Source organism: Streptomyces sp. NPDC006261 (assembly GCF_040613515.1).
Taxonomy (GTDB): domain Bacteria; phylum Actinomycetota; class Actinomycetes; order Streptomycetales; family Streptomycetaceae; genus Streptomyces.
Genome location: NZ_JBEXSI010000062.1, coordinates 1 through 15,626 on the forward strand (window position 1 = coordinate 1; position 15,626 = coordinate 15,626).

12 protein-coding genes, 1 rRNA gene and 1 pseudogene are annotated in these 15,626 nt (G+C 73.1%); 10 read left to right on the forward strand and 4 right to left on the reverse strand.

Annotated features, from left to right (window positions below; genetic code table 11):
* The 3 genes and pseudogenes from rrf to ABZ154_RS29420 form a co-directional block, all read left to right on the forward strand.
* A 5S ribosomal RNA gene (gene rrf, locus ABZ154_RS29410) occupies positions 1-92 on the forward strand; the annotation flags it as partial.
* A gap of 244 nt (positions 93-336) precedes the next feature.
* Positions 337-1,518: pseudogene (locus ABZ154_RS29415) on the forward strand (hypothetical protein); the annotation flags it as partial.
* A 141-nt stretch (positions 1,519-1,659) separates the two neighbouring features.
* Entirely contained in the window at positions 1,660-2,409 is a 750-nt protein-coding gene (locus ABZ154_RS29420; RefSeq protein WP_356837436.1) for a tetratricopeptide repeat protein, read from the forward strand.
* 101 nt (positions 2,410-2,510) lie between these two features.
* Here the strand turns inward: ABZ154_RS29420 and ABZ154_RS29425 are convergent, their stop codons facing one another.
* A complete protein-coding gene (locus ABZ154_RS29425) occupies positions 2,511-3,788 on the reverse strand; it encodes a DUF1015 domain-containing protein (protein ID WP_356837405.1) in 1,278 nt (425 codons plus the stop codon).
* 71 nt (positions 3,789-3,859) lie between these two features.
* Here ABZ154_RS29425 and ABZ154_RS29430 point away from each other — a divergent pair, with 71 nt between their 5' ends.
* Positions 3,860-4,903, forward strand: coding sequence for an HAD-IIA family hydrolase (locus ABZ154_RS29430; RefSeq protein ID WP_356837406.1), 1,044 nt, complete (start codon positions 3,860-3,862; stop codon positions 4,901-4,903).
* A 128-nt stretch (positions 4,904-5,031) separates the two neighbouring features.
* The gene (locus ABZ154_RS29435) at positions 5,032-5,832 is read left to right on the forward strand and encodes an ABC transporter ATP-binding protein (RefSeq protein WP_356837407.1); all 801 of its coding nucleotides are present in this window, start codon (positions 5,032-5,034) and stop codon (positions 5,830-5,832) included.
* 70 nt (positions 5,833-5,902) lie between these two features.
* On the opposite strand, the gene ABZ154_RS29440 is transcribed toward ABZ154_RS29435, so the two are convergent.
* Complete coding sequence (locus ABZ154_RS29440) at positions 5,903-6,250, reverse strand: SCP2 sterol-binding domain-containing protein (protein ID WP_356837408.1); 348 nt, start codon at positions 6,248-6,250, stop codon at positions 5,903-5,905.
* A 42-nt stretch (positions 6,251-6,292) separates the two neighbouring features.
* On the opposite strand from ABZ154_RS29440, the gene ABZ154_RS29445 reads away from it, so the two are divergent.
* The 5 genes from ABZ154_RS29445 (at position 6,293) to ABZ154_RS29465 (ending at position 11,733) form a co-directional block, all read left to right on the forward strand.
* Positions 6,293-6,649 carry a hypothetical protein gene (locus ABZ154_RS29445; protein ID WP_356837409.1) on the forward strand — a complete coding sequence of 119 codons (357 nt, stop codon included), beginning with the start codon at positions 6,293-6,295 and terminating at the stop codon, positions 6,647-6,649.
* Between the two features lie 7 nt (positions 6,650-6,656).
* A complete protein-coding gene (locus ABZ154_RS29450; protein WP_356837410.1) occupies positions 6,657-7,472 on the forward strand; it encodes a TlyA family RNA methyltransferase in 816 nt (271 codons plus the stop codon).
* The gene (locus tag ABZ154_RS29455) at positions 7,469-8,374 is read left to right on the forward strand and encodes an NAD kinase (RefSeq protein WP_356837412.1); all 906 of its coding nucleotides are present in this window, start codon (positions 7,469-7,471) and stop codon (positions 8,372-8,374) included. The genes ABZ154_RS29450 and ABZ154_RS29455 overlap by 4 nt, the downstream gene beginning before the upstream one ends.
* Positions 8,375-8,469: 95 nt before the next feature.
* Entirely contained in the window at positions 8,470-10,215 is a 1,746-nt protein-coding gene (gene recN / locus ABZ154_RS29460) for a DNA repair protein RecN (protein ID WP_356837413.1), read from the forward strand.
* Between the two features lie 426 nt (positions 10,216-10,641).
* Positions 10,642-11,733: a glycosyltransferase family 4 protein gene (locus ABZ154_RS29465; RefSeq protein ID WP_356837414.1), complete on the forward strand. Its 1,092-nt coding sequence runs from the start codon at positions 10,642-10,644 to the stop codon at positions 11,731-11,733.
* Here ABZ154_RS29465 and ABZ154_RS29470 read toward each other — a convergent pair.
* Together ABZ154_RS29470 and ABZ154_RS29475 are read right to left on the reverse strand one after the other, a co-directional pair.
* Positions 11,730-13,355 carry a PucR family transcriptional regulator gene (locus ABZ154_RS29470; RefSeq protein WP_356837415.1) on the reverse strand — a complete coding sequence of 542 codons (1,626 nt, stop codon included), beginning with the start codon at positions 13,353-13,355 and terminating at the stop codon, positions 11,730-11,732. The two genes, ABZ154_RS29465 and ABZ154_RS29470, sit on opposite strands and share 4 nt — an antisense overlap.
* Positions 13,356-13,734: 379 nt before the next feature.
* Positions 13,735-15,537: a glycoside hydrolase family 15 protein gene (locus ABZ154_RS29475; protein ID WP_356837437.1), complete on the reverse strand. Its 1,803-nt coding sequence runs from the start codon at positions 15,535-15,537 to the stop codon at positions 13,735-13,737.
* Positions 15,538-15,626 lie beyond the last annotated feature (89 nt).

Below are 15,626 nucleotides of genomic sequence, written 5' to 3' on the forward strand. Positions count from 1 at the left end.
CGCCCGGTTACATTCCGAACCCGGAAGCTAAGCCTTTCAGCGCCGATGGTACTGCAGGGGGGACCCTGTGGGAGAGTAGGACGCCGCCGAACAATCTTTCAAGGACCCCTGGTCCCAGCGTTCACGCTGGGACCAGGGGTCCTTTTGTTTTTGTCGAAGCGCGTCGGAAGGTCGACTGCGCGAGAATGTCTGTGGTACCCGAAGACAGGAGTCACACCCATGTCCACCAACTCTCCCGACGATCGTCCGGAGCGCGAGCCGCGTCGCCGGGACGGTGGTGACCGGGGCGGTTTCCGCGGTGGTCGTGACGACCGGTCCGGTTCCGCAGCGCCTCGCCGTGACAACGACCGCGGCCCGCGCCGCGACGACAGCCGGCCGACCGGTGGCGGCTTCCGCCGCGACGACCGGGACCGTGACCGGGATCGCGGACCGCGTCGGGATGACAACCGCGGCGGTGGCTCCGGTGGTGGCTTCCGTCGTGATGACAACCGAGGGGGTGCCTCCGGCGGTGGACCGCGTCGTGACGACAACCGGGGCGGTGGCTCGGGTGGTGGGTTCCGTCGTGATGACAACCGGGGTGGCAACGCCGGTGGCGGTTTCCGTCGTGACGATGACCGTGGTGGCCGTCCGAGCGGTGGTGGGTTCGAGCGTCGTGACGACCGGCCGCGTGGGCCCCGTCGCGACGATGACCGCCCCAGTGGTGGCGGCTTCCCCCGTGATGACCGTGGCGGAAAGGCCGGCGGCGGGTTCCGCCGTGATGACAACCGGGGTGGTGGCTCCGGCGGTGGGTTCCGTCGTGACGACAACCGCGGTGGCGGCTCGGGTGGTGGGTTCCGTCGTGATGACAACCGGGGTGGCAACGCCGGTGGCGGTTTCCGTCGTGACGATGACCGTGGTGGCCGTCCGAGCGGTGGTGGGTTCGAGCGTCGTGACGACCGGCCGCGTGGGCCGCGTCGTGACGATGACCGCCCCAGTGGTGGCGGCTTCCGCCGTGATGACAACCGGGGCGGTGGCTCCGGCGGCGGGTTCCGTCGTGACGACAACCGGGGCGGTGGCTCGGGTGGTGGGTTCCGTCGTGACGACAACCGCGGTGGCAACGCCGGTGGCGGTTTCCGTCGTGACGATGACCGTGGTGGCCGTCCCAGTGGTGGTGGGTTCGAGCGTCGTGACGACCGGCCGCGTGGGCCCCGTCGTGACGATGACCGCCCCAGTGGTGGCGGCTTCCGCCGTGACGACAACCGCGGTGGCGGCTCGGGTGGTGGGTTCCGTCGCGACGACCGGGACCGTGATCAGGCTCGTGGGCCTCGTCGCGATGACGACCGTGGTGGTTACCGCGGTGGCCAGCAGCGCGAGGACAGCCGTGGTGGCCGTCCGAGCGGTGGTGGGTTCGAGCGTCGTGACGACCGGCCGCGTGGGCCCCGTCGTGACGATGACCGCCCCAGTGGTGGCGGCTTCCGCCGTGACGACAACCGTGGCGGTGGCTCCGGCGGCGGCTTCCGCCGCGACGACCGTGATCGTGGCGGGCAGCGTGATGACCGTGACCGTGGCGGATTCCGGGGCCGGGACGACCGTGACCGGGACCGTGAGCCGATCAAGCGGCTGCCCATCCCCGACGACGTCACCGGTCAGGAGATCGACAAGGACGTACGCCAGGAGCTCATGAGCTTGCCGAAGACCCTTGCCGAGGATGTCGCGCGCAATCTCGTCATGGTGGCCCGGCTGCTCGACGAGGACCCGGAGGAGGCGTACGCGTACGCCCGTATCGCTCTGCGGCTGGCTTCGCGCGTTGCCGCCGTCCGAGAAGCGGCCGGGTTCGCGGCCTACGCGACGCAGAGGTACGCGGAGGCACTCGCCGAGTTCCGGGCGTCCCGGCGGATGACCGGGTCCGTGGACCTGTGGCCCGTCATGGCGGATTGTGAGCGCGGCCTCGGCCGGCCCGAGCGGGCGATGGCCATGGCGGGCGAGCCCGAGGTGCAGAAGCTGGACAAGGCCGGCCAGGTCGAGATGCGGCTGGTGGCCGCCGGAGCCCGTCGTGACATGGGGCAGATCGATGCCGCCATCGTCACGCTGCAGGGCTCCGAGCTCGCCTCCAGCTCCGTCCAGCCGTGGACGCCGCGTCTGCGCTACGCCTACGCGGACGCGCTGCTCGAGGCGGGGCGCGAGGACGAGGCCCGCGAGTGGTTCGGCAAGGCACTGGAGGCCGACAAGGACGGCTCGACCGACGCGTCGGACCGGCTGGCCGAGCTGGACGGTGTGGAGTTCGTCGATGCCCTGGGTGACGACGAGGCCGTGGAACCCGCCGAAGGCGCCGAGTCCGTAGCCACTGTTCCGTCCGTCGACGACGCGCCCGAGGGCGATGAGGACGATGAAGACGACGACGAGCGTGGCGACGAGGCTGCCAAGGCTTAGTCGCCGGCCTGAGAACGCCGGTGAGGTCAGCTAGGTCAGCATCGGAAAGGGGCGGTACTCCCTCGGGAGTGCCGCCCCTTTCTGTTTGCCCCTCGGCCTCGTCAGTCGATGGTCAGGCTGCGCATGACCAGGCCCGTCGCCGGCTTCGGGCCGAAGGACGTCGACTTACGGGGCATGGTGACGCCCTGCCTGGCCAGGTCCCGGACGACCTCTTCGCGTACCGGGTGCATGAGCACCGCCGTGGCGCCGAGGCGTTCGGCCTGCTCGACGGCGGCCTCGGTGTCGTGGATGTAGCCGATGTGCTCGGGGGCGTCGGGGATCCGCCAGACGTCGTCGAGCAGCGCCGCGTGCAGGACCGTCGCGTCCAGGGTGCGCCACGCCTCGGGGCGGTCCGTCCGGATCGTACGGGTCAGCACGGCCGGGTCCGGGCGGTCCACCAGGTGGAAGCCGCCGTCACCGGTGAGGAGGAACGCGTTGCCCTCCGCGGCCGCGTCGGCCAGGGCGTCGAGCGCACGGGGGAGCGGGCCCTCGACCGTACGGATCCGGAAGAGGCCACTGAGCCCTTCCAGCGCCCGGGCGACCGGCAGGCCGCGCAGCAGCCGGTGGATCGCGCGGACCTGGAGCGGGTGGCGGGTCGTGTCGACGAGGAGGACGAGGCCGAAGTCCCAGGGACCGGGGGCGGTCTGTTCCCGCTGGAGCCGGAGGTAGGTGGCCCAGCGGTGGTGGCCGTCGGCGATCAGTGCCTGGTGCCGGGCGAGGTCCGTCTCGATCGCGGTGCGCTCGGCCGGGTCGGTGACGGCCCACAGGCGGTGGTGGAACCCGTCCTCCGTCGTGGTGGAGAGCAGCGGGGGGCGCTCGGCCGTGCGCTCGATGACCGCCGCGGCACCCTCCGCGCTCCCGTCGCTGCGGTAGGTCAGCAGCAGGGGTTCCAGGTGGGCCTGCATCGTCCGCATCAGCTCCGCGCGGTCCGCGACGACGTCGTCCATCACGTCCTCGTGCGGCAGCACGATCCCGTCGGCGGCGGGGGAGAGGGCCAGGGCGCCGATCAGGCCGCGCTGGAGGATCTCGTCGTCGCGCTGCTCGTAGACGTACAGCGTGGGTGCGGAATCCGGGGCGATCACGCCTTCGGCCAGCCACTGGTCCAGTGTCCTGGCCGCCTGCCGGTGCCGGTCCTCGGCGGTGTCCGCCTGGGGGAGGATGAGGCGCACGATGTTGTGCGGGTCCGCCGATTCCAGGTGGTGCAGACCGTCGGGCCTGACGACCACGTCGTACGGCGGCGAGGTCACCGCGGCCAGGCTGCCGACCCGCTCGGGGACGTAGCGCAGTCCGCGGAACGGGATCAGCCGCAGCCCCTGCTCGTCGGGACCTGAAGTGTTCATCCGAGCATCGTATGTGTGCAGGGGGCATGCGCGATGATCGGGGGAGAGGCACGAACGAGGAGCAGAGTCATATGAGCCAGCAGCACGACAGGTACCGGCCGGCCGGGAGCAGCACGGCGCTGAGCGCGGCATACGACACGGCTCTCCTTGACCTGGACGGGGTGGTGTACGCGGGGGGCGAGGCGATCGTCCACGCCGTGGAGTCGCTGTCCACCGCGCGGGACGGCGGGATGCACCTCGCGTACGTCACCAACAACGCCCTGCGCACGCCGGACTCGGTGGCGGAGCATCTGACGGAGCTGGGCGTACCCGCGGAGGCCGCCGATGTGATCACCTCGGCCCAGGCGGTCGCCCGGCTGATGGCCGACCAGCTGCCCGCCGGGTCCCGGGTGCTGGTCGTCGGTGGCGAGGGGCTGCGGGTCGCGCTGCGGGAGCGCGGTCTGGTGCCGGTGGAGTCGGCGGACGACGACCCGGTGGCCGTGGTCCAGGGGTACGGCGGGCCGGACCTGGCGTGGGGGCGGTTCGCCGAGGCGAGCTACGCCGTCGCGCGCGGGCTGCCCTGGTACGCGTCCAACACGGACCTGACCATTCCGGGAGCCCGGGGCATCGCGCCGGGCAACGGTGCCGCCGTGGAGGTCGTACGGATCGCCACCGGCGCCGAACCGCAGGTGGCGGGGAAGCCGTTGCCGCCGATGCACCGCGAGACCGTGCTGCGGACCGGGGCCAGGCGGCCGCTCGTCGTCGGGGACCGGCTGGACACGGACATCGAGGGCGCGTTCAACGGGGGCGTGGACTCGCTGCTGGTGCTGACCGGGGTGACCGACGCGGCCCAGCTGCTCGCCGCACCGCCGCAGCACCGGCCGACGTACGTGGACCGGGACCTGCGGGGGCTGCTGACCGGGCAGCCCGACGTGACGGTGGAGGGGAATTCGGGCGAGGTGTTGCGGTGCGGGGGGTGGACCGCGGCCGTACGTGACGGGGAGGACCTGGTGCTGGAGGGCGAGGGGGATCCGCTCGACGGGCTGCGGGCGCTCTGCGGTGCCGCGTGGACCTTCGCCGGGGACGAGGCGTTCGGGCCGGACACGGCGGAGGCCGTCGCCGCGCTCGGGCTGTAACCAGCCTCGGAGGGCGTGCTCGGCGGTCCGGGGCGAGGGGATCCGGGAGGAAGATAGGCTGACCTAACTCGGTCGGTGGTCCTTCCGGCCTGATCCGCCGGACACCCCCTGCCTCCGGGAGTACGACCATGCAGCGCCTCACCGCAGAATCGGTGACCCTCGGCTACGACCAGCGGGTCATCGCCGAGGATCTCTCGGTCGAGATACCCGACAACTCCTTCACGGTGATCGTCGGACCTAACGCCTGTGGCAAGTCGACCCTGTTGCGCTCGCTCGCCCGGATGCTGAAGCCGAGCCGGGGGCGGGTGCTGCTGGACGGGCAGGTCATCCACCAACTTCCCGCGAAGAAGGTCGCCCGCACGCTGGGGCTGCTGCCGCAGTCCTCCATCGCCCCCGACGGCATCACCGTCGCCGACCTCGTCGCCCGGGGCCGCTACCCCCACCAGGGGCTGCTGCGGCAGTGGTCGCCGGAGGACGAGCGGGTGGTCCGGGAGTCCATGGAGTCGACCGGGGTGGCCGAGCTCGCCGGCCGTTACGTCGACGAGCTCTCCGGCGGTCAGCGGCAGCGGGTCTGGATCGCCATGGCGCTGGCCCAGCAGACACCGCTGCTGCTGCTCGACGAGCCGACGACCTATCTCGACATCCAGCACCAGATCGATGTCCTCGACCTGTGTGCGGAGCTGCACGAGACTCAGGGGCGCACGCTCGTCGCCGTACTGCATGATCTGAACCACGCCGCGCGGTACGCCACGCACCTCATCGCGATGCGGGAGGGGAAGATCGTCGCGGAGGGGGCGCCTTCGGACGTGGTCGACGCGGATCTGGTGGAGCGGGTGTTCGGGATGCGGTGCCAGGTGATCGACGATCCTGAGACCGGGACGCCGCTCGTCGTGCCGGCGGCCCGAAAGGCGCGTCAGGCTGCCGCCTGAGGGTGGCGGGCGGGTGCGCGGGCGCCTTCGGCGGGCGCTTCGACCTCGATCGCCGGACGGGCTTGACGCGCTACAGCAGGGATCTCAGCTTCAGCAGGTCCCGGAAGCCCGCCTCCAGCCGTACGCGGCCCGACGCCCACGCCTTCGCGAAGTTCAGGTCGCCGTCCACCAGGGCCACCAGATCGTCGCCCGTCATCGCCAGCCGGATCTCGGCCTTCTCGCGGGGCGGGCCCTCGACCGTGTCCTGGACGTGGATCCGGCCATCGGCCAGGCGGCCGGTGAACGTGATGTCGAGGTCCTTGATGTGACAGCTCAGCGAGCGGTCGAGCGCGGCCGCGCCGCGTACGTCGCTGTCGGCCGTCGCGAGGTTGTCCGAGAGTTTGTCGAGTGCGCTGCGGCACTCCGCCGTGGTCGCCATCGTCCTCGACGGTACACCGGCCCGTCGCGGTAGCGTTTCGGCATGAGCACCTGGACGCCGGAGGCGGAGACCCCGCCCGTGAGCCCGCCCGTGAGCACGTCCGAGGAGCCGGACACGCCGCAGGACGGGCCCGTCGTTGACGCGCCCTCCTACGAGCCCGCCACGCCCGGACCCCTGGGCGTCGGGCGCACCCCCACCGGCCGGCCCGAGGTCGACGCCCTGCTGGAGCGTCTGGCCGACGCGGACCACCTCCCGGCGGACGGTCACACCGAGGTGTACGAGGATGTACACCGTGGGCTCAAGGATGCGCTGACCTCGCTGGACGCCCGTCCGGCCGCCGCAGCCGGGTCCAGACCCGTAACCCCACCCGCGTACGACACGCATGACCACAGGAGCTGAACCGAACGTGGCAGGAGTGGCACGTCGCCGCCTCGACGCCGAGCTGGTACGCCGCAAGCTCGCCCGCTCGCGGGAGCACGCGAGCCAGCTGATCGCCGCGGGCCGGGTCACCGTCGGCCGGACCACCGCGACCAAACCCGCCACCCAGGTCGAGACGGCCGCCGCGATCGTGGTGACCGAGGACGACGACGACCCCGACTACGTCTCGCGCGGCGGGCACAAGCTGGCCGGGGCGCTCGCCGCCTTCGGCCCGCTCGGGCTGGCCGTCGAAGGGCGGCGGGCGCTGGACGCCGGGGCGTCGACCGGCGGGTTCACCGATGTCCTGCTGCGGGCCGGAGCGCGGCAGGTCGTGGCGGTCGACGTCGGGTACGGGCAGCTCGCCTGGTCGCTCCGGTCCGATGAACGCGTCGTCGTCAAGGACCGTACCAATGTGCGGGAGTTGACGTTGGAGGACATCGACGGGGAGGCGGTCGGCCTGGTGGTGGGGGATCTGTCCTTCATTCCGCTCGGGCTCGTGCTGCCCGCCCTGGCCCGGTGCGCGGCGCCCGACGCGGACCTGGTCCTCATGGTCAAGCCGCAGTTCGAGGTGGGCAAGGAGCGGCTCGGCAGCGGCGGGGTGGTGCGGAGCGAGGAGCTGCGCGCCGAAGCCGTACGTGAAGTGGCTCGCCGGGCCTGGGCGCTCGGGCTCGGCGTACGAGGGGTGACGGCCAGTCCGCTGCCCGGCCCCTCGGGGAACGTCGAGTACTTTCTGTGGCTGCGGGCCGGCGCACCTGAGCTGGATCCCGCGGATGTCGACCGTGCAGTGGCGGAGGGGCCTCGTTGACGACGAATGCGGCACGAACAGTCTTCCTTTTGGCGCACACCGGCCGCCCGGCCGCGATCCGCAGCGCGGAGCTCGTCGTGCAGGGCCTGCTGCGTGACGGGCTCGGCGTACGGGTCCTGGCGACCGAGGCGGCCGATCTGCCGCTCCCGGACGCCGTGGAGACGGTCACCGACACCTCACCCGCAGCCGTCGACGGCTGCGAGCTGCTGATCGTCCTGGGCGGTGACGGAACCCTGCTGCGGGGCGCGGAGTTCTCCCGCGCCTCCGGGGTGCCGATGCTCGGCGTCAACCTGGGCCGCGTCGGCTTCCTCGCCGAGGCAGAGCGCGACGACCTCGACAAGGTGGTCTCCCGGGTCGTCACCCGCGACTACGACGTCGAGGAACGCATGACGATCGACGTGATCGTGCACAGCAACGGTGACATCGTCCACACCGACTGGGCGCTCAACGAGGCGGCCGTGCAGAAGGTGTCGCCCGAGCGGATGCTCGAAGTCGTCCTGGAGATCGACGGCCGGCCGGTCACCGGGTTCGGCTGCGACGGGATCGTCTGCGCGACCCCGACCGGTTCGACCGCGTACGCCTTCTCGGCGGGCGGACCCGTCGTCTGGCCCGAGGTCGAGGCGCTGCTGATGGTCCCGATCAGCGCCCACGCCCTCTTCGCCAAGCCGCTGGTGACCTCCCCGACCTCGGTGCTCGCCGTCGAGGTCCAGCCGCACACCCCGCACGGGGTCCTGTGGTGCGACGGGCGGCGGACCGTGGAGCTGCCCGCCGGCGCGCGGGTCGAGGTGCGGCGCGGAGCGGTGCCCGTACGGCTGGCGCGGCTGCACCAGGCCTCGTTCACGGACCGGCTGGTGGCGAAGTTCGCACTGCCCGTCTCGGGGTGGCGGGGCGCGCCCCACTGACGGCCCCGACGACGCCCCACGGCCTCCGTGATCCACGGGAGAGTGAATCCGGGAGCGGGGGCCGTCGCGCGTCCGCCTCGGAACCTCGTAAGGTCATGTCCGTGTTGGAGGAGATGCGGATACGGTCGCTCGGAGTCATCGACGACGCGGTGGTGGAGCTGTCACCCGGTTTCACCGCGGTGACGGGTGAGACCGGCGCGGGCAAGACCATGGTCGTCACGAGCCTCGGGCTGCTGCTCGGCGGGCGCGCCGACCCCGCCCTCGTACGGGTCGGGGCCAAGGCCGCGGTCGTCGAGGGCAGGATCACGGTGTCCGAGGGCGACGCGGCGGCGCTGCGGGCCGAGGAGGCCGGGGCGGAACTCGACGACGGTGCGCTGCTCATCAGCCGTACCGTTTCGGCGGAAGGACGCTCACGCGCCCATCTCGGCGGCAGATCCGTGCCGGTGGGGGTCCTCACCGAGCTCGCGGACGAGCTGGTCGCCGTGCACGGGCAGACCGACCAGCAGGGGCTGCTCAAGCCCGCGCGGCAGCGGCAGGCGCTGGACCGTTACGCCGGGGACGCCGTGGAGGTCCCGCACGCCGCGTACGCGGCGGCCTACCGGCGGCTGCGGGCCGTCACCACGACCTTGGACGAGCTGACCACCCGGGCCCGGGAGCGGGCCCAGGAGGCGGACCTGCTGCGCTTCGGGCTGAACGAGGTCGCCGCCGTGGAGCCGTCGCCGGGGGAGGACACCGAGCTGGCCGCCGAGGCGGAGCGGCTCGGGCACGCGGAGGCCCTGGCCTCCGCCGCCTCCCTCGCGCACACCGCGCTGGCGGGGAACCCCGAGGACCCCGAGGGCGTCGACGCCACGACCGTGGTCGCCGCCGCGGGGCAGTCCCTGGACGCGGTCCGGGCCCACGATCCGGCGCTCGCCGCGCTCGCCGACCGGATCGGGGAGATCTCCATCCTGATCGCCGACGTCTCCGGCGAGCTCGCCGGGTACGCCGACCAGCTGGAGGCCGATCCGCTGCGGCTGGCCGCCGTGGAGGAGCGGCGGGCCGCGCTCACCACCCTGACCCGCAAGTACGGCGAGGACATCGCTGCCGTGCTCGCCTGGGCCCAGGAAGGCGCGGGCCGGCTCACCGAACTGGAGGGCGACGACGAGCGGATCGGCGAGCTGACCGCCGAGCGCGACGCCTTGCGCGCCGAACTCTCCGTTCTCGGCCAGGCGTTGACCGACGCCCGTACGGAGGCCGCCGCCCGGTTCGCCGAGGCGGTGACCGAGGAGCTGGCCTCGCTGGCCATGCCGCACGCCCGGGTCTCCTTCGCCATCCGTCAGACCGAGGCGGCCGACGAGGCGTCCGGCATCGACATCGGCGGGCGGAGCGTCGTCTACGGCCCTTCGGGCGCCGACGAGGTGGAACTGCTGCTCGCCCCGCACCCCGGGGCCCAGCCCCGGCCGATCGCCAAGGGCGCCTCGGGCGGTGAGCTGTCCCGGGTGATGCTGGCGGTCGAGGTCGTCTTCGCGGGCTCCGACCCGGTGCCCACGTACCTCTTCGACGAGGTCGACGCGGGCGTCGGCGGCAAGGCGGCGGTCGAGGTCGGGCGGCGTCTGGCCAAGCTCGCCCGCTCCGCCCAGGTGGTGGTCGTGACGCACCTGCCGCAGGTGGCGGCCTTCGCCGACCGGCAGTTGCTGGTCGAGAAGACCGTGGACGGCTCGGTGACCCGGAGCGGGGTCACGGTCCTGGAGGGCGAGGACCGGGTCCGGGAGCTGTCCCGGATGCTGGCGGGCCAGGAGGACTCCGAGACGGCGCGCGCCCACGCGGAGGAGTTGCTGGCGACGGCGCGCAAGGACGGATGACGACGGGTACGGGTCCGGGTGGGGGCATTCCCCGCCCGGACCCGTACGTGTGCCCCTGTCCACCCTTCCCGCACGGGTGGGAACGTGAGCAGAGCCGTCGCAGGTCTGGTCGGTGCCGGAGTCGCCGCGGGAGTCGCCGCCGCGGGACCGGCCCGAGGGCGTGCGGCCGGGGTGCTCGCCGTGCGGGCCGCCGGGGGCTGCGGGGCGTACGGCGAATTCGTCGGGGCCGGGGAGGCGATGGGCGGGACGGGGACGCCGACGGTGGCAACATCGCGCCTCTTGATTCACCCGTGAGAGTGGTGCCGTGTGGCCGGTTGTCGCCGCGTGCCCGGCAGCAACGTTCCGGCAGTCCCGGAACGCGCGTACGGACTGGCATCCTTGGCGCTGTACCTACCGCCGACTCGGGGACCCCGGGAGCCAATCAACGTGTCACAGCTGCGTACGGTCCAAGTCCTGGGCGGCGGCAGTGCGGGCAGCAGCGCGCACGTCAGCTCGCTGGCCGCGGGGCTGGTGGCTCGCGGAGTGCGGGTCACCGTCTGTGCCCCGCCCGCGGTGGACCACGCCTACGACTTCACGGCGACCGGGGCCCGTTTCCTGCCGGTGCCCCGGCGCAGCGACCCGGCCGCCGTCGCCGCGCTCCGTGCCGCCTGCGCGGGGGCCGACGTGGTCCACGCGCACGGACTGCACGCCGCCTCCCGCACCGCCCTTGCCCTGAGCGGGCGGACCGTGCCCCTGGTGATGACCTGGCACACCCGCCGGTACGCCGAGGGAGCCCGCCGTCAGATCCTGCACCTGCTGGAGCGAAGGGCCGTACGGGCGGCGGCCGTTGTCCTCGCCCCCTCCTCCGACCTGGTGGACCGGGCGCGGGTCCGAGGGGCCCGCGACGCGCGGCTCGCCCCGGTCGCCGCGCCGGTCCCGCGACGGGCGGGCAACCTGCACGACGGCAAGGCGCGGGCCGAACTGGGAGCGGTCGAGCGGCCGTTGCTGATGGCCGTCGGCAGCCTCGTGCCGCACCACGGCTTCGGCACCCTGTTGGACGCCGCCCGTATCTGGCGCGAGTTCGACCCCGTACCCCTGCTCGTCATCGCGGGGGAGGGGCGCGACCGGGCCGCCCTGCAACAGCGCATCCTGGAAGAGGAGTTGCGCGTGCGGCTGATCGGATGCCGGGGCGATGTGGGCGAGTTGATCGCCGCCGCCGACCTGGCCGTGCTGCCCAGCCGCTGGGAGGGCCGCTCCCTGCTGGCGCAGGAGGCGCTGCGGCTGGGGGTGCCGCTGGTCGCGACCGAGGTCGGCGGCGTGCCCGAACTGGTCGGCGAGGCCGCCGAACTGGTGCCGTTCGGCAACGCGGAGGCGCTCGCCCGGACGGTCGTGCGGCTGCTGGGGGACCCCGAGCGGTGCGCGCGGCTGGCCGAGGCCGGGCGGGAGCAGGCGGCGAGCTGGCCCACCGAGGACGACGCCATCGCCCATGTGCTCAGCGTGTACGACGAGTTGGCGCAGCCGTTCGCGTCGAGGAGCTAGCTCGTGTGGCGACGGGCGCGCAGCGCCAGGCTGAGGGCCAGGACCGTCTGCGGGTCGTCCAGGTCCGTGCCCAGCAGCTCACCGATCCGGGCGAGGCGGTTGTAGAGCGTCTGGCGGTTGAGGTGCAGCTCGCGGGCGGTCTCCGCCTTGCGGCCCGCGTGCGCCAGATACGCCTGGAGCGTCGGCAGCAGCGGCGGGCGCGAGGTGCGGTCGTGTTCCCGCAGCGGACCGATCGCCCGGTTCACGAACGCCGCCAGGTCCGGGTGGTCCCGCAGCCGCCACAGCAGCAGGTCGATGTCGAGCCGTCGGGCGTCGTACCAGGGCCGGTCGTCGAGCCCCTGTGCCGCCGTGGCCGTCTCCGAGGCGTGCCGCAGGCCCGCGCCCGCCCCGGCCCAGCTGCCCGCGACGCCGACCACGACCACCGGGGGCTGCGATCCGGCGCGGTCGAGGCCCGCCCGCGCCACGCCCGCCCGCAGCGCCGTCGCCACCCGGTCCGCGACCGCCGTGCGCTCGCCCTCCGAGCGGAGCCCGAGCAGCAACGGAACCCGCCCCTCCACGGGCCGTACGCCCAGCAGCACCGGTACGCCGACCGAGGCCAGCTCCTCCAGCACCGCGCGGGCCAGCAGCGCCCAGTTACCGGACGGGGACAGCTCGGGCGCCAGCCGCATCACGACCGGGAGCAGCGGGGTGTCCCCGGGCCGGAAGCCGAGCACCCGGGCCTGCGCCGGGGCGTCCTCCGGGGTGATCCGGCCCTCCGCGAGGTCGGTGAGGAAGTCGCCCCGGCCCCGGGCCGCCAGCTCCTCCTCCTGCCGGGCCTGCATCAGGACCACGGCGAGGAGGCCCGCCGCCCGCTCGGCCGCCATCCGGTGCACGGTGGCCAGCGGGCCCGAGACGGCGAGCAGCACCAGCCGGGCCCGTACGGCACCGGTGTCCGGACCGCCGCCCGGCACGTCCACCAGGACCGCGCCCACCGGCGGGGACTCCCGGGCCGCCCGGTCGCCGCGCATGCCCTCCCAGACCTGGAGCGGGTCCGCGCCCACCGGGCCCGTGCCGGTGGACGCCGCGTACAGGAGCTGCCCGTCGGGCGTCTCCAGGAAGACCGGGTTGGCGGTGAAGTCGGCGAGGATGCCGAGGACCTGCGGCACCCCGCCCCCGTCCAGCAGCGCCCGGGTGGCGCGCCGGTGCACCTCCTCCGCCTGCTGGAGCAGGGCGTAGTGCCCGTTGACGATCTCGGTGTGCACCTCCTCGGTCACCGCGACGAACGGCACCTCGCGGTGGAGCTGCACCAGCGGAAGACCGGCCGCCCGGGCGGCGTCCACGATGGAGGCGGGCAGCCTGCTGAAGCGCGGCCCGAGCTCCACCACCAGGGCGGAGATCCCCCGGTCGGCGAGCCGGCGGACGAACGCCCGCTGCTCGGCGGGGCGGGTGCCGAGGCCCAGGCCGGTGGTGAGGAGCAGCTCGCCGCCCTTGAGGAGGGAGGCGATGTTGGGGACCTCGCCCGCGTGCACCCAGCGCACGGTGCGGCTCAGCCGGTCCGCGCCGGCCACCACCTCCGGGAGGCCCGCTCGCAGCCCCGGCAGCTCCAGTGCCCGCTGCACGGTGATTCCGCTGTGGCTCTCCACGTACCCGGCCCGCTTTCCCCTGGTATCCGCACCCGTACCCCGGGCGGTCGTCCTGTTCAGGACGCTACCGCCCGGGGCGCGGGGTGCGCATGGCAGGGGAGGCGTGGGGACCGGGGGGCAGGCAGCCGTGGAGGCTCCGGACGGGGCGCCGACGCCGGTCACCCCAGTCGAGCTCCCCACCCTCGCGCGGCCGTGGTGAACACCTGGACCCCCGGCGTGCCCGTCCACCGCATCGGCCCACCGAACTGCCCGCCCGCACCGCGCTTCCTCAACCCGCTCCACCGCGCGTACGAGGCCGGACCGGCCATCGCCCCCTGGAACGCGCGGTGGCCGCCCCGGAAGACAACCGGGGCGGCCACCATCAGGACGCCGGCGGGCCTCAGCCCACGTACGCCCCGCTCGCCGTCAGCCGCAGGGCCGTGTCGATCAGCGGGACATGGCTGAACGCCTGCGGGAAGTTCCCCACCTGCCGCTGGAGGTTGGAGTCCCACTCCTCGGCCAGCAGGCCCAGGTCGTTGCGGAGCGCCAGCAGCTTCTCGAACAGCTGGCGCGCCTCGTCGACGCGGCCGATCATCGCGAGGTCGTCGGCCATCCAGAACGAGCAGGCCAGGAACGCGCCCTCGTCGCCCGCCAGACCGTCGACGCCCGCCTCATCGCCCTCGGTGGGGTAGCGCAGGATGAAGCCGTCCTCCGTGGACAGCTCCCGCTGGATCGCCTCGATCGTGCCGATGACCCGCTTGTCGTCCGGCGGCAGGAAGCCCATTTGCGGGATGAGCAGCAGGGAGGCGTCCAGCTCCTTCGACCCGTAGGACTGGGTGAAGGTGTTGCGCTCCTTGTCGTAGCCGCGCTCGCAGACGTCCCGGTGGATGTCGTCGCGGAGCTCGTACCACCGCTCCAGCGGGCCCTCGACGTCCCCGGACTCGATCAGCTTGATCGTCCGGTCGACCGCGACCCACGCCATCACCTTGGAGTGCACGAAGTGGCGGCGCGGCCCGCGCACCTCCCAGATGCCCTCGTCGGGCTCCTCCCAGTGCTTCTCCAGGTACTCGATCAGCTTGAGCTGGAGACCCATCGCGTAGTCGTTGCGGGTCAGCCCCGTCATGTGCGCCAGGTGGAGCGCCTCGGTGACCTCGCCGTAGACGTCGAGCTGGAGCTGGTTGGCGGCGCCGTTGCCGACGCGGACCGGGCCGGAGTTCTCGTAGCCGGGAAGCCAGTCCAGCTCCGCCTCGCCGAGCTCGCGCTCGCCGGCGATGCCGTACATGATCTGCAGGTTCTCCGGGTCGCCCGCCACCGCCCGCAGCAGCCACTCCCGCCACGCCCGGGCCTCTTCCCGGTAGCCGGTGCGCAGCAGCGAGGAGAGGGTGATCGCGGCGTCGCGCAGCCAGGTGTAGCGGTAGTCCCAGTTCCGTACGCCTCCGATCTCCTCGGGGAGCGAGGTGGTCGGCGCGGCGACGATGCCGCCGGTCGGCGCGTACGTGAGGGCCTTCAGGGTGATCAGGGAGCGGACGACCGCCTCCCGATAGGGCCCGTGGTACGTGCACTGGTCGACCCATTCGCGCCAGAACAGCTCGGTCGCCTCCAGGGACCCCTCCGGGTCGGGGAGGGCGGGCGGCTCACGGTGCGAGGGCTGCCAGCTGATCGTGAAGGCCACCCGGTCTCCGGGGCCGACGGTGAAGTCGGAGTAGGTGGTCAGGTTCCTGCCGTAGGTGTCCGCCTCGGTGTCCAGCCATACCGAGTCCGGACCGGCGACGGCGACCGTACGGCTGTCCACCTTGTGCACCCAGGGGGTGACCCGGCCGTAGCTGAACCGCATACGCAGCTCCGAGCGCATCGGCACCCGGCCGCTGACGCCCTCCACGATGCGGATGAGCTGCGGCGCGCCCTCTCGCGGTGGCATGAAATCGGTCACCCGTACGGTGCCGCGCGGTGTGTCCCACTCCGATTCCAGGATGAGGGAGTCACCGCGATAGCGGCGCCGGTCCGCGAAGAGCGGCTCGGCTCCTTCCGGCCTCGCGGGACCCAGACGCCAGAAGCCGTGCTCCTCGGTGCCCAGCAGTCCTGCGAAGACGGCGTGCGAATCGAAGCGGGGAAGGCACAGCCAGTCCGCTGTGCCGTCCCGGCAGACCAAGGCAGCGGTCTGCATGTCTCCGATGAGTGCGTAATCCTCGATGCGCCCGGCCACGTGCGTCTCCAGTCGAACGGCCATGTCGCCCCGTCCGGGGCGCTTACTGGGGTCTAGGGGGTCGTAGGGTCTTTCACCCTGGAGGAACC

What these genes read in the sequence shown, in the direction of transcription:
- ABZ154_RS29420 (WP_356837436.1), top strand. Translation starts at nt 1,660, where the DNA reads ATGAGCTTGCCGAAGACCCTTGCCGAGGATGTCGCGCGCAATCTCGTC.
- ABZ154_RS29425 (WP_356837405.1), bottom strand. Translation starts at nt 3,788, where the DNA reads ATGAACACTTCAGGTCCCGACGAGCAGGGGCTGCGGCTGATCCCGTTC.
- ABZ154_RS29430 (WP_356837406.1), top strand. Translation starts at nt 3,860, where the DNA reads ATGAGCCAGCAGCACGACAGGTACCGGCCGGCCGGGAGCAGCACGGCG.
- ABZ154_RS29435 (WP_356837407.1), top strand. Translation starts at nt 5,032, where the DNA reads ATGCAGCGCCTCACCGCAGAATCGGTGACCCTCGGCTACGACCAGCGG.
- ABZ154_RS29440 (WP_356837408.1), bottom strand. Translation starts at nt 6,250, where the DNA reads ATGGCGACCACGGCGGAGTGCCGCAGCGCACTCGACAAACTCTCGGAC.
- ABZ154_RS29445 (WP_356837409.1), top strand. Translation starts at nt 6,293, where the DNA reads ATGAGCACCTGGACGCCGGAGGCGGAGACCCCGCCCGTGAGCCCGCCC.
- recN (WP_356837413.1), top strand. Translation starts at nt 8,470, where the DNA reads ATGTCCGTGTTGGAGGAGATGCGGATACGGTCGCTCGGAGTCATCGAC.